The organism is Paraburkholderia unamae (assembly GCF_003268775.1).
Classification (GTDB): domain Bacteria; phylum Pseudomonadota; class Gammaproteobacteria; order Burkholderiales; family Burkholderiaceae; genus Paraburkholderia; species Paraburkholderia unamae.
The window spans coordinates 456,543-482,048 of sequence record NZ_QLSU01000002.1 but is presented as its reverse complement, the minus strand read 5'-3'; the positions used below and the strand labels follow the sequence as shown (position 1 = coordinate 482,048).

Below are 25,506 nucleotides of genomic sequence, written 5' to 3'. Positions count from 1 at the left end.
CGCTACCGCGTCGCTAGATCGACCCCATCAACACCAGCACGACGACGACGACAACGACGATGCCAACCGTGCCCGAAGGCGCATAGCCCCACGAGCGGCTATACGGCCAGGCCGGAAACGCGCCGATGAGCAGCAGGATCAGAATGACCAGAAGCAGGGTGCCTAGCATGATGCCTCCGAGTGTCGAATGTCAGTGTCCGCCTATCCCGCAACCCTCGTTCCCGCGCGTGTTTAGTTAATTTTACTAAACATGTAAATTTACGTTTATCTCTGTATTTACGGGTATTTACCGGGGTTTTTCAGCGTTGATTAAGGTTTCCTGAGCATGTTTTTACTATACAATCGCCGCACACCTGACCACTCCCGGAACGCGCTTCGCGCCACCGCAAGCCAGGAATCATGGGGACAACTATTCGTGACGTCGCGCAGGCGGCCAACGTGTCGATCGGCACGGTGTCGCGCGCACTGAAAAACCAGCCGGGGCTTTCCGAAGCCACGCGCGAGCGCATCGTGGAAGTCGCGCGCGCGCTCGGCTACGACTGCGGGCAACTGCGCCCGCGTATCCGCCGCCTCACGTTCCTGCTGCACCGCCAGCACAACAATTTCGCCGCGAGCCCGTTCTTCTCGCACGTCCTGCACGGCGTGGAAGACGCCTGCCGCGAGCACGCCATCGTGCCCGCGCTCCTCACGGCCGGCCCCGCCGACGACACCGTCCAGCAATTGCGCCTGCACGCGCCCGACGCCATCGCCGTGGCGGGCTTCGTCGAGCCGGAAATGCTCGCCGCGCTCGTCGCGCTGCAACGCCCGCTCGTGCTGATCGACCTGTGGTCGCCGGGGCTGCGCTCGGTGAACATCGACAACGCAGCGGGCGCCGCGCTCGCCATGCAGCACCTCTTCGCGCTCGGGCGCCGCCGCATCGCCTTTATCGGCGGGTCGCTCGCGCACTACAGCATCGCTCAGCGCGCGCTCGGCTACCGGCGCGCGTTCTTCGAGGCGGGCCTCTTGTTCGACCCGTCGCTCGAAACGACGATCGACGGCGGGCTCGACCCCGACACGGGCGCGTCGCTCGCCATGCAGCGCCTGCTCGACGCCGCGCGCGCCACCGGCAGCCCGCCGCCCGACGCCCTGTTCGCCTACAACGACGCCGCCGCGCTCGCGGCCATGCGCGTATGCCTCGCGCGCGGCCTGCGCGTGCCCGAGGACATCGCCATCATCGGCTTCGATGACATTGCGGGCGCGACGCACGCCACGCCGCCGCTCTCGACCATCGCCGTCGACAAGGAAGCGCTCGGGCGGCGCGGCGTCGAGCTGCTGCTGGAGGAAACGCCCGCCGCCGCCGAGATCCGCTTGCCCGTGCAACTCGTCGCGCGCGCGAGCACGTTGGGCGCCGCGCCGCTGCCCGGCGTCGCTCATGCGCCGGGCCACGTCGCCGGCCTGCCGGTCGATGCGCTCGCAACCGAATTGCAAGGCGAGCAAGCCGCCTTGCTGAAAACACGCTGAAAACTCGCTGAACTGACGCCGAACTCAGGCCGAACTCAGGCCGAACTCACGTTGAAGCCACGTCCAAGCCAGAAGAGAACGCCATGACGATGACCGCCGACACCGCCTCCACCGCCAGCGCGCAAGCCGCCGCACCTGTCGCCTCCCTTGCCCCCGCCGCGGCGCCGCCCGTTGCGAGCTTTCGCGACCGCGGCTTCCTGCTCGGCCACGTGCAGGACACGCTGCGCTTCTACGCGCCGAACGTGTTCGACGCCTCGGGCGGCTTTTTCCACTACTTCCGCGACGACGGCTCGATCTACAACGCGCACTCGCGGCATCTCGTGAGCAGCTGCCGGTTCGTCTTCAACTATGCGATGGCGTATCGCGAGTTTGGCGACCCGCAGCACCTGGCGTACGCGCGTCACGGCTTGCAGTTTCTGCGCGACGGCCACTGGGACCCGCAATTGCAGGGCTACGACTGGGAGATCGACTGGCGCGACGGCAAGAAGCGCGTGCTCGACGGCACGCGCCACTGCTATGGCCTCGCGTTCGTGCTGCTCGCGTACGCGCACGCGGCGATGGCCGGCATCGAAGAAGCGCGGCCGATGATCGGCGCGACCTTCGAACTCATGGAGCACCGCTTCTGGGACGGCGCGGCAGGCCTCTACGCCGACGAAGCGAGCGCCGACTGGATCGTCTCCGGCTATCGCGGCCAGAACGCCAACATGCACACGACCGAGGCGCTGCTCGCGGCTTACGAGGCGACGGGCCATCTCGTCTATCTCGATCGCGCCGAGCGTGTCGCGTCGAACATCACGCTGCGCCAGGCGAAGCTCTCGCAAGGACTCGTGTGGGAGCACTTTCACGCCGACTGGTCGGTGGACTGGCATTACAACGAGGAAGACAGCTCGAACATCTTCCGCCCGTGGGGTTTCCAGCCGGGCCATCAAACCGAGTGGGCGAAGCTGCTGTTGCTGCTCGAGCGCCATCGCCCGCTGCCCTGGCTCCTGCCGCGCGCGATCGAACTGTTCGACGCCGCCATGGCGCGCGCCTGGGACAACGATCACGGCGGCCTCTACTACGGCTTCGGCCCGGACGGCACCGTGTGCGATCACGACAAGTACTTCTGGGTCCAGGCCGAAACCTTCGCCACGGCGGCGCTGCTCGGCAACCGCACCGGCAACGAACGCTTCTGGGACTGGTACGACGAAATCTGGCGCTATAGCTGGGCGAATTTCGTCGATCATCGTTACGGTGCGTGGTATCGCATCCTCACGTGCGACAACCGCAAGTACAGTGATGAAAAGAGCCCGGCCGGCAAGACCGACTATCACACCATGGGCGCATGCTACGAAGCGCTGAACGCGCTGCCGGGGCGCGGCATGGCGCCGGTCGTGGGGCGCGAGGAAGCCGCGAGCGGCGGCGCGAGCGGCCAGAACCAAGCTGAGGAATAAGACCATGAGCACGTGCAGCACCGGCCCGGACTTCTCGTCCGGCTTCCCGGCCTTCATCTCGGCCGGTGACATCCTCACCGATCTCGTGCGCACGCCCGCGCCCGAAGGCGCCCCGCACGCTTCGCCGTCGGGCGCACCGGGCATGGACTCGCACTGGCGCGCCCATCCAGGCGGCGCGGGCTGGAACGTCGCGCGCGCGGTCGCGCGGCTCGGACTGCCCACGGCCTGCGCGGGCTCGCTCGGCGTGGACAACTTCTCCGACGAACTCTGGAACGCGAGCGTCGCCGCGGGCCTCGACATGCGCTTCATGCAGCGCGTGGAGCGCTCGCCGCTGCTCGCGATCGTGCATCAGACGCATCCGCCCGCGTACTACTTCATCGGCGAGCAGAGCGCCGACCTCGCCTTCGATCCCGCGAAGCTGCCCGAAGGCTGGCGCACACATGCGAAGTGGGCGCACTTCGGCTGCATCAGCCTCGTGCGCCAGCCGCTTGGCGAAACGCTCGCCACGCTCGCCGCCGATCTGCGCGCGGCCGGCGTGAAGATCAGCTTCGATCCGAACTACCGCAACCTGATGGCGCACGGCTATGAGCCGATCCTGCGCCGCATGGCCGCGCTCGCCGATCTCATCAAGGCTTCCGACGAAGACCTGCGCATGCTGTTCCCCGGCAAGAGCGAGCCCGAGGCCATCGAAGCGCTGCGTGCGCTCAATCCCTCGGCCACGCTGCTCGTCACGCGCGGCGCGCAGGCGGCCACGCTGTATGTGGGCGACGAGGTGATCGAAGCCGCGCCGCCGCGCGTGGAAGTGGCCGACACCGTGGGCGCGGGCGACGCTTCCATCGGCGGGCTGTTGTTCAGCCTGATGAGCACGCCGCAGCGCAACTGGCGTCAGCATCTGGCCTTCGCGCTCGCCGCAGGCGCGGCCGCGTGCCGCCGGCCGGGCGCGCATTCGCCGACGCTCGACGAAGTCGTCGCCCTGCTCGCCGACTGACACGCGGCGCGTTGGCCCCGGTTGAATCCGGTCGGCCCCTTGGCGCGACGCTGACACGAAAGCGCCGCGCCGCCGTCACATGCGTGCCCCGCAGTCGCGCGGGCAACGTGCTAGCATGGAATCTCCCTCCTGTTGCAGGCGGCGCACGAGACTCGTGCGGCCCGGCCTGCATTGCGCGACCCGCGCGGCCCGAGGGATATCCTTCCACGAGGAGCGCGTTATGGAAGACGTCACCTACACCAAGGGGATCTATACGGCCGTCGCCACGGTGCGGCCCATGAATGCCGGCCAGTACCAGGGCCTGGTCTCCCTGGCGCGCGACGACGGCGAAGAACTCGAAAACGCGGTGTATGAAGTCGAGGCCGCCTCGGGCACGCCGGAAGAGGCCCTCGAAGAAGCCAAGGCGCTGGCGCACCGCATCCTTGGCGAGCTCGAACTGTAGATCGCCATTGCCCTGCCCACGGGGGCGGCGGCGGGCTGGCTGGAGGTAATCATGGCCGAACAGCTCTTTCTCTACGGCGTCTACGCCATCCACGTGCATCCGCTCGCGCTGCAAGGCGCTCGCTGGGACGCCGAGTATCAGATCACGCATCGCGACAAGGCCGTGCAGCCGTGGATCACGATCGGCGGCAACGCGGGCTTCGACGCGCTCGCGCAAGCCGTGGACGCCGCCCGCCGCCAGGCGATCGCCGATATCGATCACGGCGCGGGCATTCCGAAGCCGCACGCGTTTCCGTAACGCGCTCGCGCAGACGTTCGGGCCGCCGCTCAGTCGATCGGCCGCCCGGCGAATCGGCTAATCGGCCCACGGCTCAACGCGCGCGCTAGCGCACGGTCTAACGGCACGGCGTCTGCGTCCATGCACGGCGCGTGCGTCGACGATGTGCGTCCCGAGCGATGCGCACAAGCTTACATTCAGCCTGTCCATTGCGCGCTTGACCGCCCGGCTTGTTCTGTCCTTGCGGCATTGCTACGCTCCTCCTCTTGATCCAGACGCGCAGGACACACCATGACGCCCGAAACGCCGGAGCGCTTCGCGAACCAGGAAGCCGCCCAGCAAGCCGATTCGGCGCCCCTGAATTCACCGGGCGTGGACATGGGCGCCTGCAAGGCCGAAACGCCCGCACGCGGCAAGCGCGGCGCGCCGCGCAGGTTAGTGGTCGGCTCGCGCGAGGTGCTCGTCTACGGCATGCCCCTGCGCACGTGGGGCGACTTCTACCATTCGGCGCTCACCATGCGCTGGCCCACCTTCTTCGCCTCGCTCGCCGCGCTGTTCCTGTTCATGAACGCCGTGTTCGCGTGCCTGTATCAGCTCGGCGCCGCGCCCATCGCCAACCAGTACCCGCACGGCTTTCTCGGCGCTTTCTTCTTCAGCGTCGAAACGCTCGCCACCGTCGGCTACGGCGACATGCATCCGCAAACGATCTACGCGCACATCGTCGCCACGTTCGAAATTTTTGTCGGCATGTCGGGCGTCGCGTTGGCCACCGGGCTCGTGTTCGCGCGCTTCTCGCGCCCGCGCGCCATGATCATGTTCGCGCGCGAAGTGGTGGTGCATCCCATCGAAGGCCGCATGACGCTGATGGCGCGCGCCGCCAACGCGCGCCAGAACGTGATTGCCGAAGCGGGCGCGAAGCTGCGCCTCATCCGTATCGAAACGTCCTCGGACGGCTATTCCGCGCGGCGCATTTACGACCTCAAGCTCGTGCGCGACCAGCATCCGCTTTTCACGCTCGGCTGGAATCTCATGCATGTGATCGACGAGTCGAGCCCGCTCTACGGCGTCACGCCCGAGATGCTCGCGAGCCAGCAGGCCACGCTGCACGTCGTGATCGAAGGCTCCGACGAGTCGACCGCGCAAACCATGCAGGCGCGCTATAGCTGGTCGGACCGGCACATCCGCTGGCACTTCCGCTACGTCGACCTGATGAGCGACGTGGACGGTGTGAGCACGATGGACTACACCCACTTCCACGATGTCGTCCCGTTCGACGTGGTGCGGCCGTACGGTCCTCACGTGATCTGACGGGCGCGCCCGAAGGCCGATTCGAACGGGATCGCGCCGGGGCAGGAAAATCTCTCTCCAGATTCGCCCAACGTGGGCAGGCTCTCGCGCGAACAGGCGACAACGCCGGAGAGTTAGCAAAAAATTTCCGTCATTGGCGAGAAAAAATAGAGTCTCTTTCGCCGCTCTCCCTGGAGAGCGTACGACAGCAATATACGGAGACTTCCCACAATGACCGCGCGCCCCGCGTTCGGCGATTCGCCAGCATCGCCGCCTCTCGCCGATTACAAGCTCACCGACAACCTCACCGCCACGCGCGGCCGCATCTTCCTGACCGGCACGCAGGCGATCATCCGCCTCGCGCTCATGCAGCGTGCGCTCGACCGCGCGCACGGGCTGAACACCGCGGGCTTCATCAGCGGCTATCGCGGCTCGCCGCTCGGCATGGTCGACCAGCAGGCGTGGAAGGCGAAGAAACTGCTCGAAGCCGCCGACGTGCGTTTCCTGCCCGCCATCAACGAGGAACTGGGCGGCACGGCCGTGCTCGGCACCCAGCGCGTGGAAGCAGACCCGGAGCGTACGGTCGAAGGCGTGTTCGCGATGTGGTACGGCAAAGGTCCGGGCGTGGATCGCGCGGGCGACGCGCTCAAGCACGGCAACGCCTACGGCTCGTCGCCGCACGGCGGCGTGCTCGTGGTGGCGGGCGACGACCACGGCTGCGTGTCGTCGTCCATGCCGCATCAGAGCGACTTCGCGATGATGGCGTGGCACATGCCGGTCGTGAATCCGTCGAACGTGGCGGACATGCTCGAATTCGGCCTGTATGGCTGGGCGCTCTCGCGCTACTCGGGCGCGTGGGTGGGCTACAAGGCGATTTCGGAAACGGTGGAGTCGGGCTCGACCGTCGATCTCGACGCGTTGAAAACCGACTGGCAAGCGCCGGATATGGCCGCTGCGGGTTTCACGCCGCCGGCGGGCGGCCTGCATAACCGCTGGCCCGATCTGCCGAGTCTCGCGATCGAGCAGCGCCTCGCCGCCAAGCTCGACGCCGTGCGCCACTTCGCGCGCGTGAACAGCATCGACAAGTGGATCGCGCCGAGCCCGCACGCGAACGTGGGCATCGTCACCTGCGGCAAGGCGCACCTGGACCTGATGGAAACGCTGCGCCGCCTCGATCTCACCGTCGAGGATCTGGATCGCGCGGGCGTGCGCATCTACAAGGTAGGCCTCTCGTTCCCGCTGGAGATGTCGCGCATCGACGCGTTCGTCTCGGGTCTCACCGACGTGCTCGTGATCGAAGAGAAAGGCCCCGTGATCGAGCAGCAGATCAAGGACTACCTCTACAACCGCAAGGAAGGCGCGCGCCCGAGCGTCATCGGCAAGCACGCCGAAGACGGCACGCTGCTGCTCTCGGAGCTGGGCGAACTGCGCCCCTCGCGCATCCTGCCCGTGTTCGCCGCGTGGCTCGCGAAGCATCGGCCCGCGCTCGACCGCCGCGAGCGCGTGGTGGATCTCGTCGCGCCGCAGATTCTCTCCAATGCCGCCGACGCCGTGCGCCGCACGCCCTACTTCTGCTCGGGCTGCCCGCACAACACGTCGACCAAGGTGCCCGAAGGCTCGATCGCGCAGGCCGGCATTGGCTGCCACTTCATGGCTTCGTGGATGGAGCGCGACACCACGGGCCTGATCCAGATGGGCGGCGAAGGCGTGGACTGGGCCGCGCACTCGATGTTCACGAAAATGCCGCACGTGTTCCAGAATCTCGGCGACGGCACCTACTTTCATTCAGGCATCCTTGCGATTCGCCAGGCGGTGGCGGCGAAGACCAACATCACCTACAAGATCCTCTATAACGACGCCGTGGCGATGACGGGCGGCCAGCCCGTGGACGGCAGCATTTCCGTGCCGCAGATCGCGCGCCAGGTGGAAGCCGAGGGCGTCTCGCGCTTCGTGGTGGTGAGCGACGAGCCCGAGAAATACGATGGCCATCACGGCCTGTTCCCGAAGGGCACCACGTTCCATCACCGCAGCGAACTCGATACGGTTCAGCGCGAATTGCGCGAAACGCCGGGCGTGACCGTGCTGATCTACGACCAGACCTGCGCCGCCGAAAAGCGCCGCCGCCGCAAGAAAGGTGAATTTCCCGACCCGGACAAGCGCCTCTTCATCAACGAGGAAGTGTGCGAAGGCTGCGGCGATTGCGGCGTGCAGTCGAATTGCCTTTCGGTCGAACCCGTCGAAACGGAACTGGGCCGCAAGCGCCGCATCGACCAGTCGTCGTGCAACAAGGACTATTCGTGCGTGAACGGCTTCTGCCCGAGCTTCGTGACGATCGAAGGCGGCAAGCTCAAGAAGGCCGCGGGCGCGGCGTTCGATCCGCGGGCGCTGGCCGCGCGCGTGAATGCGCTGCCGGTTCCGGCCACGCATCTGGACAACGCGCCGTACGACATTCTCGTAACGGGCGTGGGCGGCACGGGTGTCGTGACGGTAGGCGCACTCATCAGCATGGCCGCGCATCTGGAAGGCAAGAGCGCTTCGGTGCTCGACTTCATGGGCTTCGCGCAAAAGGGCGGCTCGGTGCTTTCGTTCGTGCGCTTCGCCGCAACCGATGCGCTGCTCAACCAGGTCCGCATCGACACGCAGCAGGCCGACCTGCTGCTCGCCTGCGACATGGTGGTGGGCGCGAGCGCCGATGCGCTGCAAACGGTGCGTCACGACCGCACGCGCATCGTCGTGAACACGCATGAGATTCCGAACGCGTCGTTCGTGCAGAACCCCGAAGCGAACCTGCACGCCGACGCGCTGCTCGCGAAGATGCGGCACGCCGCGACCAACGGCGCGCCCGGCGCAGCAGATCCGCTCTCCGCATGCGATGCGCAGGCGCTCGCGCAGCGCTATCTCGGCGACACCATCGGCGCGAACATCCTGATGCTCGGCTTTGCGTGGCAGCTTGGCCTCGTGCCGGTTTCATTCGCGGCGCTCACGCGCGCCATCGAGTTGAACAACGTGGCCGTGCAGGCCAACCTGTTCGCGTTCTCGATCGGCCGCATGGCCGCAGCCGACCCTGCCGCGCTCGAAGCGCTCGACGCGCAACGGGCGGCGGCCGCCAAAGCCACGGCGCGTAAGCTCACGCAAACGCTCGACGAACTGATCGCCGATCGCGAAGCGCGTCTGCTCGCTTATGGCGGCGCGAGCTACGTTAAGCGTTATCGCACGCTGATCGATGCCGCGCGTCATGCGGACAAGACGGCGGACAAGACGCTTGCACGGGGCGTGGCGACCACGTTCTATCGACTGCTCGCCGTGAAAGACGAATACGAAGTCGCGCGCCTGCATACCGATCCGGCGTTCCGCGCCGCGCTCGAAGCGCAGTTCGAAGGCACGGCGGGCAGCGACTTCACCGTGAAGTTCAACCTCGCGCCGCCGCTCATCGCGCGTGAGAAGAACGGCCAGCCGCCGCGCAAGATGCAGTTCGGCCAGTGGCTCTGGAGCGCGTTCGGCCTGCTGAAGAAGGGCCGCAGTGTGCGCGGCACGTGGCTCGATCCGTTCGGCAAGACGCTGGAGCGCCGCATGGAGCGCGCGCTCGCCGGCGACTACGAGGCGACGCTGCGCGGCGCGTTCGCAAGCCTCACCGCCGAAAACGCCGACGACATCGCGAAGCTCGCCAACCTGCATCAGCGTGTGCGCGGCTACGGGCACGTGAAGCTCGCGAACCTCGCGGCAGTCAAGCGCAGCGAACGCGAACTGGCCGCGCGCCTTGGCGTCGACGTGAAGACGAGTGCGGCGGTGGAAGAAGCCCTCGCGTCGTTCAAGGGCGCGGGCGCGCTGCGCGGCATTCCCGTGGTGGTCGCGAAGTGATGTGAAGCTGCGAAGCGCGCGCCGTTCATCTGGACGGCGCGCGCTTTTTCATGAATCAGCCGTCGAGCAAGGTCCGCACGCGGCGCACCTTGTCTTCGTCGACGGGTGCGAGTCCCTTGCCGTCAACGCGCACGCCCGAGCCGAAGTGAACCGCGCGCACCTGCGTCGCACCCACGAACGGGCCGACGCGATCGATCGTGAGCCCCGCGCCAGCGAGCACTGTGCAATGCGTGTTGTGCGCGCGTTGCACCAGCGCTTCGATTTGCGCCTGGGCGTCGAGCACCGAAGGCTTGCCGCCCGAAGTGAGCACATTCGTGACGGCGTCGAAACCGAGCAGCACGTCGAACGCCTCCATCAGATCGCGCGCTTCGTCGAATGCGCGATGAAACGTGAGCGGCATGCCGTCGGCCGCGTCGATCGCGCGTTGCAAGCCTTCGCGATCCACTTCGCGCGACGGCGTGAGCATGCCGATCACCACGGCATGCGCGCCCGTCCGCTTCGCCGCGCGCACGTCGCGCAGCATCACCGCAAAATCGTTCGAATCGTAAGCGAACGAGCGGCTGTGCGGCCGCACGATCACGTTCACGGGAAGGTCCACCGCCTCGACCACGGCTTCGATCAAGCCGATGCTCGGCGTGAGACCGCCCTCGCCCATTGCCGTGACCAGTTCGAGACGGTCCGCGCCGCCGCGCGCGGCGGCCGTCGCGTCGGCAACCGTGGTCGCGATGACTTCCAGCAACACTCTTTCGTGTCTCATGCTTGCGCGCCATGTCGTGGAGAACACGACATGATCGCAGATGCGCGCGCTATTCGAACCAGTCGATATCGCCGCACAGCACGCACAGGCGCTCGCCCACCTGCACCGCCATCGAGAGCGTCAGGCATGGCAACGCCTCGTTGATCGACAGGTAAGGCCCGGTCACGTGCACGCGCCCCGGCGTGACGAGCGCCGCGCGGAAGTACGGCCTGCGCAGCCAGCTCGCGCCCTGGGCGTCCTCCAGCGGCAAAAAGCGCGCGTCGCGCTCCGCGCGATCGACGCGCAGCACCACGTTGCGGCCCGCCTGCCTGCCGTTCGAATCGAGCAGATAGCAGCGCGCCGCATGGTCGAGCGCGAGGAAATTCCAGCACACCTCTTCGAGCGGCTCGCCCGCCGAAAGGCGCTCGACCGCGCGCTCGAACGCGCGTTGATAAGGCGCGAGGCGACTCGTCTCGCCGCGCTCACGTGTTTCGGTCTGCTGACGAAAGCGCTCCGTCGCCTCGGCGATCACGCCCTGCACCTGCGCCGCGTCGGTGAGTCCGGGCGCCGGGCGCGCGAAGAAGAAGCCCTGCACGAAGTCCGCGTTGCAGGCGAGCGCGAGCTGCGCCTCGTGCTCCGTCTCCACGCCCTCGATCAGCACGAGCTTGCCCGCGTCATGCAGCAGCGCCACCAGCGCGGGCAGCGTCGCGGCCATGTCGGCGCGGTGCTGCGCGTGCATGAGCATGATGCGGTCGAGCTTCACGATGTCGGGGTTGAGCTGCCACACGCGACCGATATCGACATTGCCCGCGCCGAAGTCGTCGAGCGCGACGAGAAAGCCGCGCTCGCGGAACGCCGCGACGGCTTGCGCGAGCGCGTCGAGATCGGTGCCTTCGGATTCGAGCACCTCCAGCACCACGCGCCGCGGCGCGATGTTCAGGCGGCGCAGGTTCGCGAGCAGCGCCGCCGCGTGATACGCCTCGATCAGCGTGCCGGGATGCACGTTGAGAAAGAGCCACTCACGCTCCGCACCGAGCAGCGCGAAATTCTCCAGATGCAGCCCCTGGGCCAGCCGGTCCACCAGCAGCGCCTCGCCCACACGCGCGGCGTCGCCGAACACGTCGAGCGGCGAGACCGGGCGGTCGAGCGGATCGTGCGCGCGCAGCAACCCTTCGTAGCCCACCGCGCGCATGTGCGAAAGACTGAACACGGGCTGAAACACGCTCGTGAGCGTGAGGTCGCCATGGTGTGCACTGTAGCGCTGCATCCCCGAGGTCACGCTGAGATCGAAGCCGTGAGGGGTCACGGCCGTCTTGTCCTGTTGCTCTGTGATCATGCCATCCTCTAGCGCGTAGGAACGACGCTGCAATCCGCCCGACCTTCGCACGACCTGCGCGTTCGCCCATATCCTGATTCCGTTGCTTCGTTGGCAACCGATCAAGCAAGGTCCGTGCTCACTGCGTCGCGATCTGGCACGCATCGGCCAATGCACAAATGCCCAGCGCGTGCGCCGTGACGGGGCACGCCGTGCACCGCGCGAGCGATCGCGCAATGCACCGATATCGTGCGCCTTTCCGGCCACGCTTGCTTCGATGGTGGCGCACATCTGCGCACATCAGCGCGCCTAAGCCCACATAAGCGCGCAGTTCGCGCATCCGCTTCGCCGCCGTCGACGCCATCGCCCGAAGCGTTCAAATGCGGGCCAAATCGTCGTGCTTCGCGGTGCTTCCTGCGCGCTTCGCGGCGCAATTCGACCTCATCCGGCTAAACTGTCCCCCGACCGGCGTGCGCCATTCATGCGCGCCAGAACGCACTCCCTCACCGCCTGCGAAGGGAGACTCCGGCTTCCTCGCCCTGCCCGGTTCGCTCCCGCTGGTTTCGTCCAGTCCCGCCCGGTGTCCGTTTGGCCCCCGCTACATTCGTCGATGGAAATCCTTTTTACCGTTCTCATTCTGCTCCTCGCCGTCGCCGTATCGGGCGTCGTCACGCGCATCCTGCCCATCAAGCTGCCGCTGCCGCTCATGCAGATCGGCATTGGCGCGCTGCTCACCTTCCCGCGCGTGAATCCGCACGTCACGTTCGATCCCGATATCTTCATGGCGCTGTTCATCCCGCCGCTGCTGTTCGCCGACGGCTGGCGCATGCCCAAGCGCGAGTTCTTCATGCAGCGCCGCGCGATCCTCATGCTCGCGCTCGGCCTCGTGCTGCTCACCGTGGTGGCCGTGGGCTACTTCGTGCACTGGCTCGTGCCGCAGATCTCGCTGCCCGTGGCCTTCGCGCTCGCGGCCGTGCTCTCGCCCACCGACGCCGTGGCGCTCTCGGCCATCGCGGGCAAGGACCGCATTCCCGCGCAGCTCATGCATATCCTCGAAGGCGAGGCGCTGATGAACGACGCGTCGGGCCTCGTCGCGCTCAAGTTCGCCGTGGCGGCCGCGCTCACGGGCTATTTCTCGCTGCGTGAGGCAACCCTCAGCTTCTTCCTGATCGCGGCGGGCGGCCTCGCGCTCGGCGCCGCGATCGGCTGGATTTTCAGCTTCGTTTCGGCGCGCTTTCTCAACGTGACCGAAGACGGCGACCCCGCGCCCGGCGTCGTGCTGACGCTGCTGATTCCGTTCGCGGCGTATCTCTTCGCCGAGCATCTCGAAGTGTCGGGCGTGCTCGCGGCCGTGGCGGCCGGCATGATGATGAATTACACGAGCGTCGCGCACAAAGGGCCGGTGTCGACACGCGTGCGGGCGTCGAGCACCTGGTCGATGATCGAGTTCGTGTTCAACGGCATGGTGTTCACGCTGCTCGGGCTCCAGTTCCCCGGCATTCTTGGCAAGGCGCTGCTCGACGCGCATCACACGAGCAACGTGCAGATGTTGCGTCTGCTCGGCTACATCGCCGCCGTGCTGGCCGCGCTCTACGCCATGCGCTTCGGCTGGGTGTGGCTGCTGCGCTGGGTGGCGAGCCGCGGCGCCGCGCGTCACGGCGTGGCGAACGCGGTGCCGGGGCTGCGCACCGTGGCGATCACGACGGTGGCGGGCGTGCGCGGCGCGGTCACGCTCGCGGGCGTGCTGTCGCTGCCCGAGGTGCTGCACGACGGCAGCCCGCTGCCGGGCCGCGACAGCGCCATCTTCATCGCGACGGGTGTGATTCTCGCCTCGCTGCTGGTGGCGATCGTGGGGCTGCCGCTCTTGCTGCGCGGCGTGCGGCGCGGCGCACAGGCGCCGCACGCGGCCGAGGAACGCACGGCGCGCATCCAGGCAGCGCAGGCCGCGATTCGCGCCGTCGACGCGGTGCACGAGAAGGTGAGCGAGGATCTCGACGAATCGCAGGCCGCTTACGCCGCCGACACGACCGCGCGCGTGATGGACTCGTACCGCAGGCGCCTCGCCTCGCTCGACGCCGACCGCGACCGCAGCGCGAACGCGCGCCGCGCGGACGCGCTGGAACTGGAGATGCGTCTCGCCGCGATGCGCGCCGAGCGCGCCACGCTGCTGAAGCTGCGCAACGAGATGCAGATCAACGACGAGACGCTGGCGAAGCTGATGCGCGAAGTCGATCTGACGGAAACGGCGATCACGTCGCGCGGGCGCAATCGCTAGCAAGACCTCCGTTACGCGCTCAGAGCGTCGCTTCCTGCGCGGGCTTGCGGCGCAGCAGCGCGTAGAGAATGATCGCGCCGAAGGTGGCGGTGCCGATGCCGCCCAGCCCGAAGCCGCCGAGCTTGAGCGAGAAGTCGCCCGCGCCCAGCACGAGCGTGACGGCCGCGACGATGAGGTTGCGGTTGTCCGAGAAGTCCACCTTGTTGACGACCCAGATGCGCGCGCCCGTCACGGCGATGAGGCCGAACACGACGATCGACACGCCGCCGAGCACCGGCCCCGGAATCGTCGCGATGACGGCGCCGAACTTCGGCGAGAAGCCGAGCACGAGCGCGATGAGCGCGGCGATCACGAACACGAGCGTCGAATAGATCTTCGTCACCGCCATCACGCCGATGTTTTCCGCGTAGGTGGTCACGCCCGTGCCGCCCGCGAAACCCGAGACGATGGTGGCGAGCCCGTCGCCGATAAACGCGCGGCCCACGTAGCGGTCGAGGTTGTAGCCCGTCATCGCCGAAACGGCCTTGATGTGGCCCAGGTTCTCCGCGACGAGAATCACGGCGATGGGCGCAAGCAGCGTCATTGCGTGCGGATCGAACACGGGCGCCATGAACTTCGGCATGCCGAACCACGCGGCGTTGGCGACGATCGAGAAGTCGATCGGCTTGCCGAGGCCCATGCCGTTCGTGACGATCGCGTAGATCGCATAGGCGATCAGCAGGCCGACGAGAATCAGCAGGCGTTGCAGCATGCCGCGCGTGAACACGGCCACGCCGCCCACGCAAAGCACGGTGACGATGGCCATCCACGAGTCGAAGGTCGAGGCGCTCACGCCCTTCACGGCGATGGGCGCGAGATTCAGCCCGATCACGGCCACGATCGAACCCGTCACCACAGGCGGCATGAGCGTTTCGATCCACTTGGTGCCGATGACCGAGACGAGCACGCCGATCAGCGCGTACACCACGCCACACGCGATGATGCCGCCCAGCGCGACGGGAATGTTGGTGTTCGGCCCCTGCCCGCCATAGCCCGTCACCGCGATCACCAGACCGATGAACGCGAAGCTCGAACCAAGATAGCTCGGCACGCGCCCGCCCACCACCACGAAGAACAGCAGCGTGCCGACACCCGACATGAAGATGCAGAGGTTCGGGTCGAAGCCCATGAGCAGCGGTGCGAGCACGGTCGAACCGAACATGGCGACGACGTGCTGCACGCCCATGGCGAACATCTGCGGCCAGGCGAGGCGCTCGTCGGGGGCCACGACGCTGCGGGCCGGGCCGGTCTGCGCGCGCCAGCGGGGGAAATAGGAGTCGGACATGGGTTCCTCTTGTCGGCGGGATTTTGTGGTTTGGTTCTGGTTTTTGGCGCGCACGGAACGAAGCGGCCGACCTTGATGCAGGTCACGCGCGAGTGTACGGAGCCGCAATCGGCGTGGCAAGCCGGATGTCGGGTGTGCGAAACACCGCGCGCGCGGCAGGCTTCATCGCGTGTGAATGCCGCCCGGATGCCTTGTGGGCCGGGCGATCGGATCTTAAGTAAATGCCGAATGGCATTTAAGACTCCTCCTATATTAGGCGCGAGAAGCCAGACCTACACTGACATGGCTGCGTGACCCCATGACAGTTCATGCAGAGGTTGTAAGTTGTAAACTCTCCGACTTATCCGCTCTTGCCTTTCGGCTTGAGCGGTTTTTTTTGCGCGCTCGCCTGGTCGCGTGGTCTTGGCCCGTCACGCGAAGGCCGCTTCGGCAAATCCCGATGCGTAGTCGCGCACGTCCTGCGGCCAGGCCGCGAGCGACGTCTCGAAGCGAGCGCGCTCGCCCGCATAGAGCGCGCGCAGCGCTTCCTCGTAGTCGGGCAGATTGCCCGCCAGCGCCGTCATGAAGCGATGCGCGGCTTCCTGCGCCGCGCGCACGCGCTCGCGCGATTCGCTCGCATGGCGCGCCGAATCCACGAGCCGGCGCAACACCACCGAAGCGCCGCCAGGTTGCGCGCCGAGCCAGTCCCAATGGCGCGGCAACAGCGTCACTTCGCGCGCGACCACGCCGAGCTTCGGGCGGCCACGGCCGCGCGGTGCTTCGTCGGGCGTTTCGTCAGGCGTGGGGACTGCGTCGCTCTCCTCGTCGCCCGCTTGCGCGCCGAGGCGCGCCGCGATGTCGCGCTCCGTGCCGCGCAGGTCGAACTCCACCGGGCGCGCGTCGCGGTCGTCGAAGACCAGCACCGCCGCGCCGTGTTCATTCCCTTCACGCTCGATTTCCGCCTTGACCGCCAGCGCCACCACGAGCGGCGCGCCGCGCGCGATCAGGCGCGTGCCCGCAAACGCCGTGCAACCGTGTTTCGCCACCATGACTCACTCCTTGTTTCGTGCAATGGACGGCGAATTTTATCCGGGTAAATTATGCAATGCAATATCATCCGGGTAAAATTTGATCGAGGTCAGCGGAATGCGTCACGAACCCGAGCGGTCCGCGACGTCGGCGGAGGTGGCGGGCAGCCATGCCGCCACGCGGTTGCGGCCCGAGCGCTTAGCGGTGTAGAGCGCCGCGTCGGCGGCGTCGGTCAGCGCGCGCCAGTTGGCGAACGCGCTCTGCGTCGTGCTGGCCACGCCCACGCTCACGGTCAGCACGCCGTTCGGACTGCCCTCGTGCGGCAGCGCCAGCGCCTCGATCGCCGCGCGTACCTTCTCCGCCAGCACGAGCGCCTGGGCTTCGCCCGTCTCCGGCAGCAGCATCACGAACTCCTCGCCGCCGTAACGCGCCGCGCAGTCGGCCGCGCGCCGGGCATGCGCGCCAATCGCGTGGGCGACCGCCGCGAGCGCGTCGTCGCCCGCGAGGTGGCCATAACGGTCGTTGTAGAGCTTGAAGCGGTCCACATCGAGCAGCGCCAGCGAGAGCGGTGTGCCCGAGCGGCGCGCGCGCGCCCATTCGTGGTCGGCGCGCGTTTCGAAGGCGCGCCGGTTCGCAAGCGACGTGAGCGCGTCGGTGCCCGCCTGCACGCGCAGTTCGGCCTCCACCGCGCCGCGGCGGCGCAACTGGCGCGTGAACATCACCGCGAGCGCGATGAGCGAAGCATCGAGCACCGCCGTGAGCGTGCCGATAATCCAGGCGCGCACGCGCCATTCGCGGTAGATGTCCTCCGCCGCAACGGCCACGGTGAACACCAGCGGATAACCGCCCACGCGGCGTATCGCGAACCAGCGCCGCACGCCGTCCAGCGGGCCGACGGCGAAGAAGCCGCTCGACTGCGTGTGCCCGAATTGCCGGTAGAGCGCGGATTCGGCGACGCTCTGGCCGATCAGCGCGGGATCGTAAGGGCTGCGCATGAGCAGCGTGCCGTCCGCGAGCGTGAGCGCCACCGCGCCGTCCCGGCCGATGTCCACGCCGCTGAAGAGTTGGCGGAAATAGTCGAGCCGCATCGTGCCGACCACCACGCCCGCGAACGAGCCGTCGGGGTTCGAGAGCCGGCGGCTCAGGCCGATGGTCGCATTGGCCGGGCCGTCGCGCGGAATGAACGGCCGGCTCAGATACAGGCCCACGTGCGGTGAATCGCGCTGCGCCGTGAAGTAGTCGCGATCGGCCACGTTGAGTTCGCGCGGCGGCACCGCGCGCGAATCGAAAACGACGGCGCCCGCCGCGTCGGTCACGAAGATCGCGCCGAGATTCTTCGCCGTGGCCGAGCGATCGAACAGCACGTTCTGGCGAATGTCGGGGGGCAGCGCGGCCAGGCGCGGGTCGTTGATGGCATCCACCACGGCTTGTAGCGAAAGCGCGTAGACGTCGAAATTGCGCGCCGTGTCGCGCTCGAACAGCAGCGCCATGTTGTAGGCGGACGCGCGGGCGCTCGCGAGCGCGTCGTGCCGCATCTGCGCCATGACCCACGCGGCGATCAGCGTCAGCGCCCCGGCAAGCGCAATGCCGATGGCGATCACGGCGTAGGGTCGGCGTGTCATCATGTCGGGCCTTCGGGGGCTGGCCTGGCGGGAAATGCCCGGCGCCGCGCACGCCGGTATGCAATCGAGTGTACATCGGCGAACGGACGCTCGCCGAGTGTATGCATTCATCCTCGCGCATCGTCGCATGCGGTAGCGCGCGCCGCCATGCGGGCAAGTCCGGTTGCCATCGACGGGCCCGGTGGGATGACCGGGCCTCGCTCTTGCGCGCTCATTGTCCTGAGCAATTCATCCGGATTCCTCTGTTTTATTTCGGGCCGCGCAAAGGCGGGGCTTTGCGGGCGTTCAGTCGTTGCGGACTCCGACGATTGCGCGCGCCTCGATCCACGCGCGCCACTGCGCGCCGAAGTCGAAAGCAGGATCGATGTCGAAGGCAAGCGCCAGCGCCGCGTCGAGCGTTGCGCCGTCGCGCAGCGCGAGGAATGCGGCGTGTGCGGCGTGCGTGTGCACGAGCACGATCGGACGCCAGTGTGGCCGCACCACGAGCGCCCAGGACGATGCATCCACGCGTTCCGGCCACTCGCCGCCTGGCTCGTGAGCGCGCAGGATCGCCGCCGCATCGAAGTGCAGGGCGAGCGCCGCGCACGCGGGATGCACATGGAGCCGCGACTGCGAGAGGCGCTGCGCGCCGAGCGCCTGCCACTGCTGCGCATCGAGCGGCGTGGCGTTGGCGGCATAGGCGGCGACGTGCAGCGCCCATTCGAGCCGCGCCACATCGGCGAAATACGCGTAGCGCGCTTGCGTTTCGTAGCGCTCGACAAACTCGGGCAACTGCGCGCCGAAGCGATTGAGGTCCGCGTCGCGCGAAGGATGCTCGCGTGAGTAGGCGAGCGCGAGCGCGTCGAAATAGGCGTCGCCGGTCAGGGCCAGGAGCACGGGATAGGCATTGGCCAGCGCAAGACGCCTCGCGGCGCGCGCGTTGCCGCGATAGAGGCCGAGGCGTTCGTGCAGCCGTTCGGCATTGGCGGGCAGCAACCGGCAGGCCAATGCGGTGTCGGCGGCGGGATCGTCGAGTGCGGCGGCAAACGCCTGTTGTGCCGCCTCCAGCGTATCGTGCGATGTCATGCGCGCGGCTCCGCTTCGGGATGCGCGTGCTTCACGAGGCGCTCACGCGCAAGACGCGCCTCGTCGAGCAGCACGTCGAGCGCCGGTAGCGCCGTGTCCCATTCGATGAGCGTGGGCGTGTTGCCAAATCGCACGAGCGCCGCTTCGTACAGCGCCCAGACCGCCGGTGCGACGCGCGAACCATGATCGTCGATCACGGCGGCGGCCGTTGCCGTATGGCCCGCCAGATGGATTTCGCCGACCAACTGCGGCGGCAGCGCGGCCATGGCCGCGAACGCGTCCTCGCCGTGGTTGCACTGGTTGACGTACAGATTGTTCACGTCGAGCAGCACACCGCAACCCGTGCGCCGCGCGAGCGCCGCGAGGAATTCCGCCTCGCCGTATGCGTCGTCGCGAAATCTTACGTAGGTCGAAACATTTTCGATCAGCACGGTGCGGCCCAGCGCGTCCTGCATCTGCGCCACGCGCGCGCAAAGATGATCGAGCGAGGCTTGCGTGAGCGGCATCGGCAGCAAATCGTGCAGCGCCCCTTGCGCGCTCGCGCCCCAACAAAGATGCTCGGAAACGACGGCGGGCTCGATGCGCCCGACGAGCCGCGCGAGCCTCGCAAGATGCGCCGTGTCGAGCGGCGCGGCCGAGCCGAGCCCGAGCCCCACGCCGTGAAGGCTCAGCGGCAGATCGCGGCGCACTGTTTCGAGCACGTGCAGGTCGTAGCCGCCATCGCCGAAATAGTTCTCGCTGTGCACCTCGACCCAGTCGACATGCGGCGGCCCCGCCATGAAGGCCTCGTAGTGCGCGTGACGCAGGCCGATGCCCACGCCTTGCGGGGCGCGCGCCGCATTCATTTCACGCGCTCCGGCGCGCGCGCCACGTTTGCCGCAATGCTCATTTTTCCGGCGTGCCGCCCAGCTTCTGGCAGGTGCCCTTCGGCATGGTCTTGAAGTCGCCCTTGTCGTGATCGACCTTGGCCTGGCCCGCGCAGTCGTGCACGCCGGTTTTGCTGGAGCAGTCGTTCTGGCCCGCCTTGGCGACGCCGTAGCAGTTCACGGTGTCGTCGGCGTGGGCGACGCTCGCGCCGGCCGTCGCAAGCCCCGCCAGCGCGGCGGCAATCAGCGCCTGACGGCCGATTGGGTTCTTCATGGCGATTCTCCTTGAGCTTCGAAATGGGGTTTGCAGCGCGTGGCGTGCTGGCCTGCGCGCGCACTATTTTGCCTCACCGCGCGGGGCACGACCCGATTACATCGCCGCAGAGCGCCGAAATTGTTGCGATTCCAGTAACGATGTTTGCTGGATTACGGTATTTCTCTTTGAAGTGCACTGCAATAAAGTCTCACCAACGACTCGAACAACACGATTGTTACGAATCGAACACATAATTTTTGGAGGTTGTTACCATGAAGAATCTGATCGCTGCCGCACTCGCCGCTACCGTCCTCGCCGCTCCGGCCCTGTCGTTCGCTCAAGCCGACCAGGCGCCCGTGACGCGCGCTCAAGTCAAGGCAGAACTGGTCCAGCTGGAGAAGGCCGGCTACCGCCCGGGCCTGTCGAGCCCGTACTACCCGGCCGACATGCAAGCGGCCCAGGCACGCGTTGCGCAGCAGAACAACGCCGCTGAAGCCACGGCCTACGGCGCATCGACCAACGGCAGCACGCAAGCCGGCAATCGCGCACCGAACATCAAGCCGACCTACTTCGGCCAGTAATCGCGGCTCACGCGTCGTGCGCGCTGACACGCGCACGACGGCACGCGCATCGCGCGCGTGCCGCCCCACGGGCCCGCTCTCCTGATTGAGAGAGAGCGGGCCCGTTGCTATTTTCGCGCCCCGCGTGCAACGCGCGCGGCGCACGCACCGAAACCTCCGCCGCCGGATGTCCGGTGGCTTTGCCCGGACTTCGGTCCGGGCCTTTTTCCCCTTCCCCTCGCACCGCACGCGGCCCGCTGTTTCGAACACGGGTTGCGGCGGCGCGCGCGAAGGCGCCGCGCCGCGCTCAGAAGCCGTGCGTGACGAGCGACAACACGGAAAGATCGGGGTGGGTTCCGTCGATGATGCTGCGGCCCACGTGCACCGCCTCGTCGGTGGCGTCCTGCTCGCTGCGCCAGGTCTCGTCGCCGTCGGCGTGGTAGGTGACCGTGTGGCCCGGCTGCGCGGGATTCGCGCCGGGATGGCAGACGTAGGCGGTGTAGGTGTAGCGGCTCGCGCCCTCTTCGGTTGGCGTGGCGCTGACGTGGATCTCGAAGCCTTCGTAATCGACCTGATGCATCGCAAGCGGTTGAGCACTCATGGTGGCCTCCGGGTGCCGCCGTTGGGCGGCTGCGGGCAATGCCCGGCCGGGGGTGAGCGGCCGGGCCTTCTTCGGTATTGGGAAGTTTAGGCGATGGGTTTGGGCGAGTGGCCTACGATTGCAGGGTGAACCACCACCCTGGGAGTCTGGAGATGGCATCGAACACCGTTCGCCTTCATCGCGTGCTGCGCGCGCCGCCGGAACGTATCTATCGCGCCTTTCTCGACGCCGCCGCGGTCGTGAAATGGCTGCCGCCGAATGGCTTCACCTGCACGGTTCATCAGCTCGATGCGAAGGTGGGCGGCCGGTATCGGATGTCCTTTACGAACTTTACGACCGGTCATGGGCATTCGTTTGGGGGCGAGTATCTGGAACTCGTGCCGAATGAGCGGCTTCGCTACACCGGGGTGTTCGAGGATCAGCATCTGAGCGGCACGATGCAGACGACCGTGGACCTGCGTGCGGTGTTTTTTGGCACGGAAATGACGGTGGTGCAGGAAGGGATACCGGAGATTATTCCGACTGAGGCCTGCTATCTCGGCTGGCAGGAGTCGCTGGCGTTGCTTGCCAAGCTTGTTGAGGCGGAGATCAAGCAGTGAGGGGCAGTCGGGCGGTTGGCGTTGTCCTTTTTTGACGTCTGGTTGAGGTGAGAATTCGAAAGCATGAAGGCCGCGAATCCTGTGGGTTCGCGGCCTTCGTGTTGTTTGGGATTTTTGCGTCTGCCGCTTGGGTCAGTCTGGGGTGATTACCAGCCGCTGGTGCTCCACACTGACTCTTACGCGCTGGCCTGCCTCAAAGCCTGCTTGTTCGAGCCATCGGCCGGCTAGCTTGATCCAAGGGTATAGCGGAGGATCTGTTCTTGTTCGCGCGCTCAAGCGGCGGTACCGCCACGACTGCTGGATGGTTACGCGGCGCTCAGGGTGAGCGTGCGATGCATTAAGATTGGCGTTAGCCATGGTCAACTCCTGTGTTGAGTTGGTTTTGGTTAGCGGGCTGTGAGTGCTGGTAACACTCACAGCCCGCGCTTCGTTTACTGCCTTGATGCTCCTTCTATTTCTGTGCCACGGTGAGCATGGATTCCGATATTTCTGAGACGAGTTGCTGTTTGAGATTGGGTAGTTGTTGTAGTGCTGCGATCTGCTGGTGTAGGTGAGACGTTGAGCTGTGCCTGGTGCGCGGCGGGCCTAGCTGTTTGCCTAATAACTCACTTCCCCAAAGCTTTTAAATTATTATTGGCAATCCTATTTTATAGGAATATTCGTTGCAGTAAATTGCATTGATCTTATCTAATTTTTCTTTTGAAAATTGCTTGATTCAAGACAGATTGGCTATGCTCGCCATGTCGGAGATTCGCGCTTGAACGAAAGAACCCCACTGGAGCGGGGTTCTCGTTACTACACGTTTTTTATCACTCGGGCAATCGAACAGTGACCGCGAGGTTCTGACTATCTTGCAAGCCCGAGTGATACTCGCGCGAGCAGATCAAGGGTTACTTGCTGTGCGGCCCCAAGTAACGATCACCGTTAAAGTGAATCAGATGATCGGGTGCCTCAGCAACCCATACCTCGGTTTCCCATGCAATTTCGGAGAGGTATTTACCCATCGCCTTTCTTCCGAGAAACGCGGTCACATACACCAACCCAGCCGAGCTTTTCACGAATAGCCGGGCCAATTCGTTATGCCGTTTTCCATCTACGGGACCGTGACTCGTAACGGCTTCAATCAGGAGAAGCCAATTCCTCTTGCGGTCGTACAGAATGACATCGGGCATTTTGCCGTGCTGGTCGACAACAACCCCCAAGCCATGCAGCTGCTCTTCGTTGAAGTAGCCCATCTTTTGGCCGGTATCGCCGGCGTAAATCAGATCAGCGCCTGGAGCGAATCGAGGTCCAAATTGCTCGATAATGGCGGCGATCAAAGCGCTGTGGTCTCCTGAGGAGAGTTCCAGTACAGCGCCACCCGGAATCCGGACAGGTATCAGATTCATGTCACGGGCCTGTGCGTATCGTTCCGCCAATCCAACACGATTCTGTTGATAGATTGCGAGCGCAGAAGCCCACTGCGACGAACCGTGCTGACGAAGAAGGGCCAACGCCTCAGGCGCGATCTGGTAAACCGCGGCTGGACTATTAACGGGACGCTCGGGTTTGTCGGGGTTATACAGCGCCAAACCGGAGTCCACAAACTGGTGCATGCTTTGACGACGGAAAGTCTCGCGCGTATTGGGCGCATAGGGCCGGTCATAGTGCTCGCGCACCCAGGTCATGATCGGCGTAATGCCGATCAAGGGATCACCAGCGGTGCTCCACGGTTGATCGCCTTTCAGGTCTAGCAACGCCAACAGGCAAAGCGCCGACCGATCGTTAATCTGTGCCCTCGGGAAGTCCAAAACCTTCAATACGGAAAGCGCTTCTGCTATGCGCTGATCGTTGTCCATCGGGTGTGTGCTTCCTTCCAAAAGTTCGTTCATCTTCAAGTCTACGGCTTCAGGCGTGAGTGCCGCGTGCTCGCGAGCCCAAGCTCCAAGGCGAGACAGATCCTCCCTCGCCGGGTAAGGAATGTTGCGCAGATCCGTTGCATTGACCTGCGTGTGCCCGTTGAAACGCCGGAAATGCTGATCCACGGCTGACGAGTTCAAGTACACGACGAGCCCAAGGGCAAGATCCGGATCGAGGGGCTGCTTGTTGCAGTGAAAGACATTCAAGCTGTTATCGAAACCGAGTGAAGACGGATTCCCCAGGCTGTGCGAATCAACGAGAACGGCGTTGACGCGACGCTTCTCCTCTTTCGAAGACATGCGGCGTACCGCTACGTACATTCCACCGCCGGGGTAAAGCAAACGTGCAGTCTCCGCGTTCGCTTCGATAGCGTTTGGCTTTTTTGGGTTATCAATTGGCCACGACAACCCGAAATCTTTGAAATGCGCCGGATAGATCATTGGCACCGTTCTGGCTGCGGGCCGAGCTCGCAGGTGATCTCGTGTGCGAAAACTCACGACCGGCCCGGTGGAGACCATCAACTCGATGTCCGCGAGCTTCGATTTGATGTTTGGAGCGGTTTCAAGAGCGCCTGCGGCCGAATCCATGGAGACATGGAAAAAGACGTCAGCGTCGTCTGGCTTGACGACTGCGATATAGGGAACGGGACGCTCGCGAACATCGGTAAAAGTGTCGTCGCTGGATGTGCTGATAGTGACGTCGCCTTGGTTTCCGCCGCGTCGAAGGAGGATGATCAGGTTTTCCTGCAAAACGGCGTCGTCCTTGAACGCCTGCGTGCGGCTCTCAAACAAATGGACGCGTTCGATCGCTGCCTTCGCGAGAATCCATTCCCTAAAGCTCTTGTAATACGGCCCGTTGCAAAAGGAGCGCGGAATAATGGCGACGAGCTGTCCGCCTGTTTGGACTTGGGCGAGGGCCAACCCTACGAAGGCGGCGTAGAGGTTCACGACTGTCAGTCCCACTTCCCCCGCGCACAATCGTGCGTCCGAAGCGACGCCGATCTTTTTATAAGGCGGGTTGATGATGGCGTGGGTGTACGGCGCTTCGCCCTTCAAGATGGACGCCGCAGCGGCTCGCAGGTAGTCGCCGTGGCGGACTTCAGCGCCATAGCCTGCGATGGCATGCGTAGACAGCGTTGCCGCCAGGTGCTGGCGCAAATCGTCGTCCAACTCGTGGGCAACCGCTGTCAACCGGCTCCTTTTCGCGCGGACTTGCTGCCAACGATCGACGACGGCACAGGTCAGCGCGCCGAGACCCGCTCCGGGGTCGAGCAATGCGATGTTGGGCTGATCGAGATCCAGTAGCGAAGCCATGAACCCGGCCGTGGCGGCCGGCGTCATGAATTGACCAAAGTTGCTTTTGTGGGTCCGATTCGTTTCACTTGAAACGGTAAGCCGCAAGGCCTCGGAGAGGGAAAGCAACGCGTTCATTTGATCCTTGGTGCATCGGGGGCGTAGCGGTGGGTGATGCGGTTCGCGACAGTCGCTCAAAGGGGGTAATTATTTCATGCGGCGGGGTGGTGCGCTAAGCCTTTGAACTTGAATGAGTTTTCGGAGCCTTGCGGTCCGAGCACGCCCCCAGAGAAGGTGGCCTCGC

Annotated in this window: 22 protein-coding genes; 10 read left to right on the top strand and 12 right to left on the bottom strand. The window is 65.7% G+C overall.

Going from position 1 to position 25,506, the window contains the following annotated elements; genetic code table 11:
• Positions 1–13: 13 nt before the first annotated feature.
• The gene (locus C7401_RS04835) at positions 14–169 is read right to left on the bottom strand and encodes a DUF3309 family protein (protein WP_112170195.1); all 156 of its coding nucleotides are present in this window, start codon (positions 167–169) and stop codon (positions 14–16) included.
• A gap of 230 nt (positions 170–399) precedes the next feature.
• Between C7401_RS04835 and C7401_RS04830 the strand changes: the two genes are divergently transcribed.
• The 7 genes from C7401_RS04830 (at position 400) to C7401_RS04800 (ending at position 9,784) form a co-directional block, all read left to right on the top strand.
• Positions 400–1,500: a LacI family DNA-binding transcriptional regulator gene (locus C7401_RS04830; RefSeq protein ID WP_112170194.1), complete on the top strand. Its 1,101-nt coding sequence runs from the start codon at positions 400–402 to the stop codon at positions 1,498–1,500.
• 89 nt (positions 1,501–1,589) lie between these two features.
• Positions 1,590–2,933: an AGE family epimerase/isomerase gene (locus tag C7401_RS04825; protein WP_373864422.1), complete on the top strand. Its 1,344-nt coding sequence runs from the start codon at positions 1,590–1,592 to the stop codon at positions 2,931–2,933.
• Between the two features lie 4 nt (positions 2,934–2,937).
• Positions 2,938–3,921, top strand: coding sequence for a carbohydrate kinase family protein (locus tag C7401_RS04820; protein WP_112170193.1), 984 nt, complete (start codon positions 2,938–2,940; stop codon positions 3,919–3,921).
• Positions 3,922–4,141: 220 nt separating this feature from the next.
• Positions 4,142–4,363 (top strand): hypothetical protein, encoded by a 222-nt coding sequence (locus tag C7401_RS04815; RefSeq protein WP_091993821.1) that lies wholly within the window; start codon positions 4,142–4,144, stop codon positions 4,361–4,363.
• A 51-nt stretch (positions 4,364–4,414) separates the two neighbouring features.
• On the top strand, positions 4,415–4,660 hold the full coding sequence (locus tag C7401_RS04810; RefSeq protein WP_112170192.1) for a hypothetical protein: 246 nt from the start codon (positions 4,415–4,417) through the stop codon (positions 4,658–4,660).
• A 357-nt stretch (positions 4,661–5,017) separates the two neighbouring features.
• Positions 5,018–5,947 (top strand): ion channel, encoded by a 930-nt coding sequence (locus C7401_RS04805; RefSeq protein WP_112170300.1) that lies wholly within the window; start codon positions 5,018–5,020, stop codon positions 5,945–5,947.
• A 210-nt stretch (positions 5,948–6,157) separates the two neighbouring features.
• On the top strand, positions 6,158–9,784 hold the full coding sequence (locus C7401_RS04800; protein WP_112170191.1) for an indolepyruvate ferredoxin oxidoreductase family protein: 3,627 nt from the start codon (positions 6,158–6,160) through the stop codon (positions 9,782–9,784).
• Between the two features lie 55 nt (positions 9,785–9,839).
• Here C7401_RS04800 and C7401_RS04795 read toward each other — a convergent pair whose 3' ends face one another.
• Together C7401_RS04795 and C7401_RS04790 are read right to left on the bottom strand one after the other, a co-directional pair.
• Positions 9,840–10,541, bottom strand: coding sequence for a copper homeostasis protein CutC (locus C7401_RS04795; RefSeq protein WP_112170190.1), 702 nt, complete (start codon positions 10,539–10,541; stop codon positions 9,840–9,842).
• 49 nt (positions 10,542–10,590) lie between these two features.
• Positions 10,591–11,856 (bottom strand): EAL domain-containing protein, encoded by a 1,266-nt coding sequence (locus tag C7401_RS04790; RefSeq protein ID WP_112170189.1) that lies wholly within the window; start codon positions 11,854–11,856, stop codon positions 10,591–10,593.
• A 589-nt stretch (positions 11,857–12,445) separates the two neighbouring features.
• Here C7401_RS04790 and C7401_RS04780 point away from each other — a divergent pair.
• Positions 12,446–14,110, top strand: coding sequence for a Na+/H+ antiporter (locus C7401_RS04780; protein ID WP_112170187.1), 1,665 nt, complete (start codon positions 12,446–12,448; stop codon positions 14,108–14,110).
• Positions 14,111–14,129: 19 nt separating this feature from the next.
• Here the strand turns inward: C7401_RS04780 and C7401_RS04775 are convergent, their stop codons facing one another.
• The 6 genes from C7401_RS04775 to C7401_RS04750 all read right to left on the bottom strand — a co-directional run bounded on the left by C7401_RS04775 (position 14,130) and on the right by C7401_RS04750 (position 20,269).
• Positions 14,130–15,434 (bottom strand): solute carrier family 23 protein, encoded by a 1,305-nt coding sequence (locus C7401_RS04775; RefSeq protein WP_112170186.1) that lies wholly within the window; start codon positions 15,432–15,434, stop codon positions 14,130–14,132.
• A 410-nt stretch (positions 15,435–15,844) separates the two neighbouring features.
• Entirely contained in the window at positions 15,845–16,462 is a 618-nt protein-coding gene (locus C7401_RS04770; protein WP_112170185.1) for a DUF2239 family protein, read from the bottom strand.
• 102 nt (positions 16,463–16,564) lie between these two features.
• Positions 16,565–18,067: a sensor domain-containing diguanylate cyclase gene (locus C7401_RS04765; protein WP_112170184.1), complete on the bottom strand. Its 1,503-nt coding sequence runs from the start codon at positions 18,065–18,067 to the stop codon at positions 16,565–16,567.
• Positions 18,068–18,349: 282 nt separating this feature from the next.
• Entirely contained in the window at positions 18,350–19,129 is a 780-nt protein-coding gene (locus C7401_RS04760; protein ID WP_112170183.1) for an HvfC/BufC family peptide modification chaperone, read from the bottom strand.
• Positions 19,126–19,974, bottom strand: a complete 849-nt coding sequence (gene bufB, locus C7401_RS04755) for an MNIO family bufferin maturase (protein WP_112170182.1) — start codon at positions 19,972–19,974, stop codon at positions 19,126–19,128. Before bufB ends, C7401_RS04760 begins: the two co-directional genes overlap by 4 nt.
• A 40-nt stretch (positions 19,975–20,014) precedes the next feature.
• The gene (locus C7401_RS04750) at positions 20,015–20,269 is read right to left on the bottom strand and encodes a BufA1 family periplasmic bufferin-type metallophore (protein ID WP_112170181.1); all 255 of its coding nucleotides are present in this window, start codon (positions 20,267–20,269) and stop codon (positions 20,015–20,017) included.
• A gap of 254 nt (positions 20,270–20,523) precedes the next feature.
• Between C7401_RS04750 and C7401_RS04745 the strand changes: the two genes are divergently transcribed.
• Positions 20,524–20,832 carry a DUF4148 domain-containing protein gene (locus tag C7401_RS04745; RefSeq protein ID WP_112170180.1) on the top strand — a complete coding sequence of 103 codons (309 nt, stop codon included), beginning with the start codon at positions 20,524–20,526 and terminating at the stop codon, positions 20,830–20,832.
• 286 nt (positions 20,833–21,118) lie between these two features.
• Here C7401_RS04745 and C7401_RS04740 read toward each other — a convergent pair whose 3' ends face one another.
• A complete protein-coding gene (locus C7401_RS04740) occupies positions 21,119–21,412 on the bottom strand; it encodes a hypothetical protein (RefSeq protein WP_112170179.1) in 294 nt (97 codons plus the stop codon).
• Positions 21,413–21,564: 152 nt separating this feature from the next.
• On the opposite strand from C7401_RS04740, the gene C7401_RS04735 reads away from it, so the two are divergent.
• Positions 21,565–22,011 carry an SRPBCC family protein gene (locus C7401_RS04735; RefSeq protein WP_112170178.1) on the top strand — a complete coding sequence of 149 codons (447 nt, stop codon included), beginning with the start codon at positions 21,565–21,567 and terminating at the stop codon, positions 22,009–22,011.
• A gap of 132 nt (positions 22,012–22,143) precedes the next feature.
• Here C7401_RS04735 and C7401_RS04730 read toward each other — a convergent pair whose 3' ends face one another.
• Together C7401_RS04730 and C7401_RS04725 are read right to left on the bottom strand one after the other, a co-directional pair.
• Entirely contained in the window at positions 22,144–22,368 is a 225-nt protein-coding gene (locus C7401_RS04730; protein WP_112170177.1) for a SymE family type I addiction module toxin, read from the bottom strand.
• Between the two features lie 533 nt (positions 22,369–22,901).
• On the bottom strand, positions 22,902–25,340 hold the full coding sequence (locus C7401_RS04725) for a BsuBI/PstI family type II restriction endonuclease (RefSeq protein ID WP_112170176.1): 2,439 nt from the start codon (positions 25,338–25,340) through the stop codon (positions 22,902–22,904).
• Positions 25,341–25,506: the final 166 nt, after the last annotated feature.

Coding starts and splice junctions, on each gene's coding strand:
- C7401_RS04765 (WP_112170184.1), bottom strand. CDS start 18,067: ATGATGACACGCCGACCCTACGCCGTGATCGCCATCGGCATTGCGCTT.
- C7401_RS04835 (WP_112170195.1), bottom strand. CDS start 169: ATGCTAGGCACCCTGCTTCTGGTCATTCTGATCCTGCTGCTCATCGGC.
- C7401_RS04800 (WP_112170191.1), top strand. CDS start 6,158: ATGACCGCGCGCCCCGCGTTCGGCGATTCGCCAGCATCGCCGCCTCTC.
- C7401_RS04725 (WP_112170176.1), bottom strand. CDS start 25,340: ATGAACGCGTTGCTTTCCCTCTCCGAGGCCTTGCGGCTTACCGTTTCA.
- bufB (WP_112170182.1), bottom strand. CDS start 19,974: ATGAATGCGGCGCGCGCCCCGCAAGGCGTGGGCATCGGCCTGCGTCAC.
- C7401_RS04760 (WP_112170183.1), bottom strand. CDS start 19,129: ATGACATCGCACGATACGCTGGAGGCGGCACAACAGGCGTTTGCCGCC.
- C7401_RS04735 (WP_112170178.1), top strand. CDS start 21,565: ATGGCATCGAACACCGTTCGCCTTCATCGCGTGCTGCGCGCGCCGCCG.
- C7401_RS04750 (WP_112170181.1), bottom strand. CDS start 20,269: ATGAAGAACCCAATCGGCCGTCAGGCGCTGATTGCCGCCGCGCTGGCG.
- C7401_RS04780 (WP_112170187.1), top strand. CDS start 12,446: ATGGAAATCCTTTTTACCGTTCTCATTCTGCTCCTCGCCGTCGCCGTA.
- C7401_RS04825 (WP_373864422.1), top strand. CDS start 1,590: ATGACCGCCGACACCGCCTCCACCGCCAGCGCGCAAGCCGCCGCACCT.
- C7401_RS04820 (WP_112170193.1), top strand. CDS start 2,938: ATGAGCACGTGCAGCACCGGCCCGGACTTCTCGTCCGGCTTCCCGGCC.
- C7401_RS04815 (WP_091993821.1), top strand. CDS start 4,142: ATGGAAGACGTCACCTACACCAAGGGGATCTATACGGCCGTCGCCACG.
- C7401_RS04810 (WP_112170192.1), top strand. CDS start 4,415: ATGGCCGAACAGCTCTTTCTCTACGGCGTCTACGCCATCCACGTGCAT.
- C7401_RS04745 (WP_112170180.1), top strand. CDS start 20,524: ATGAAGAATCTGATCGCTGCCGCACTCGCCGCTACCGTCCTCGCCGCT.
- C7401_RS04795 (WP_112170190.1), bottom strand. CDS start 10,541: ATGAGACACGAAAGAGTGTTGCTGGAAGTCATCGCGACCACGGTTGCC.
- C7401_RS04740 (WP_112170179.1), bottom strand. CDS start 21,412: ATGAGTGCTCAACCGCTTGCGATGCATCAGGTCGATTACGAAGGCTTC.
- C7401_RS04770 (WP_112170185.1), bottom strand. CDS start 16,462: ATGGTGGCGAAACACGGTTGCACGGCGTTTGCGGGCACGCGCCTGATC.
- C7401_RS04790 (WP_112170189.1), bottom strand. CDS start 11,856: ATGATCACAGAGCAACAGGACAAGACGGCCGTGACCCCTCACGGCTTC.
- C7401_RS04830 (WP_112170194.1), top strand. CDS start 400: ATGGGGACAACTATTCGTGACGTCGCGCAGGCGGCCAACGTGTCGATC.
- C7401_RS04775 (WP_112170186.1), bottom strand. CDS start 15,434: ATGTCCGACTCCTATTTCCCCCGCTGGCGCGCGCAGACCGGCCCGGCC.
- C7401_RS04805 (WP_112170300.1), top strand. CDS start 5,018: ATGGGCGCCTGCAAGGCCGAAACGCCCGCACGCGGCAAGCGCGGCGCG.
- C7401_RS04730 (WP_112170177.1), bottom strand. CDS start 22,368: ATGGCTAACGCCAATCTTAATGCATCGCACGCTCACCCTGAGCGCCGC.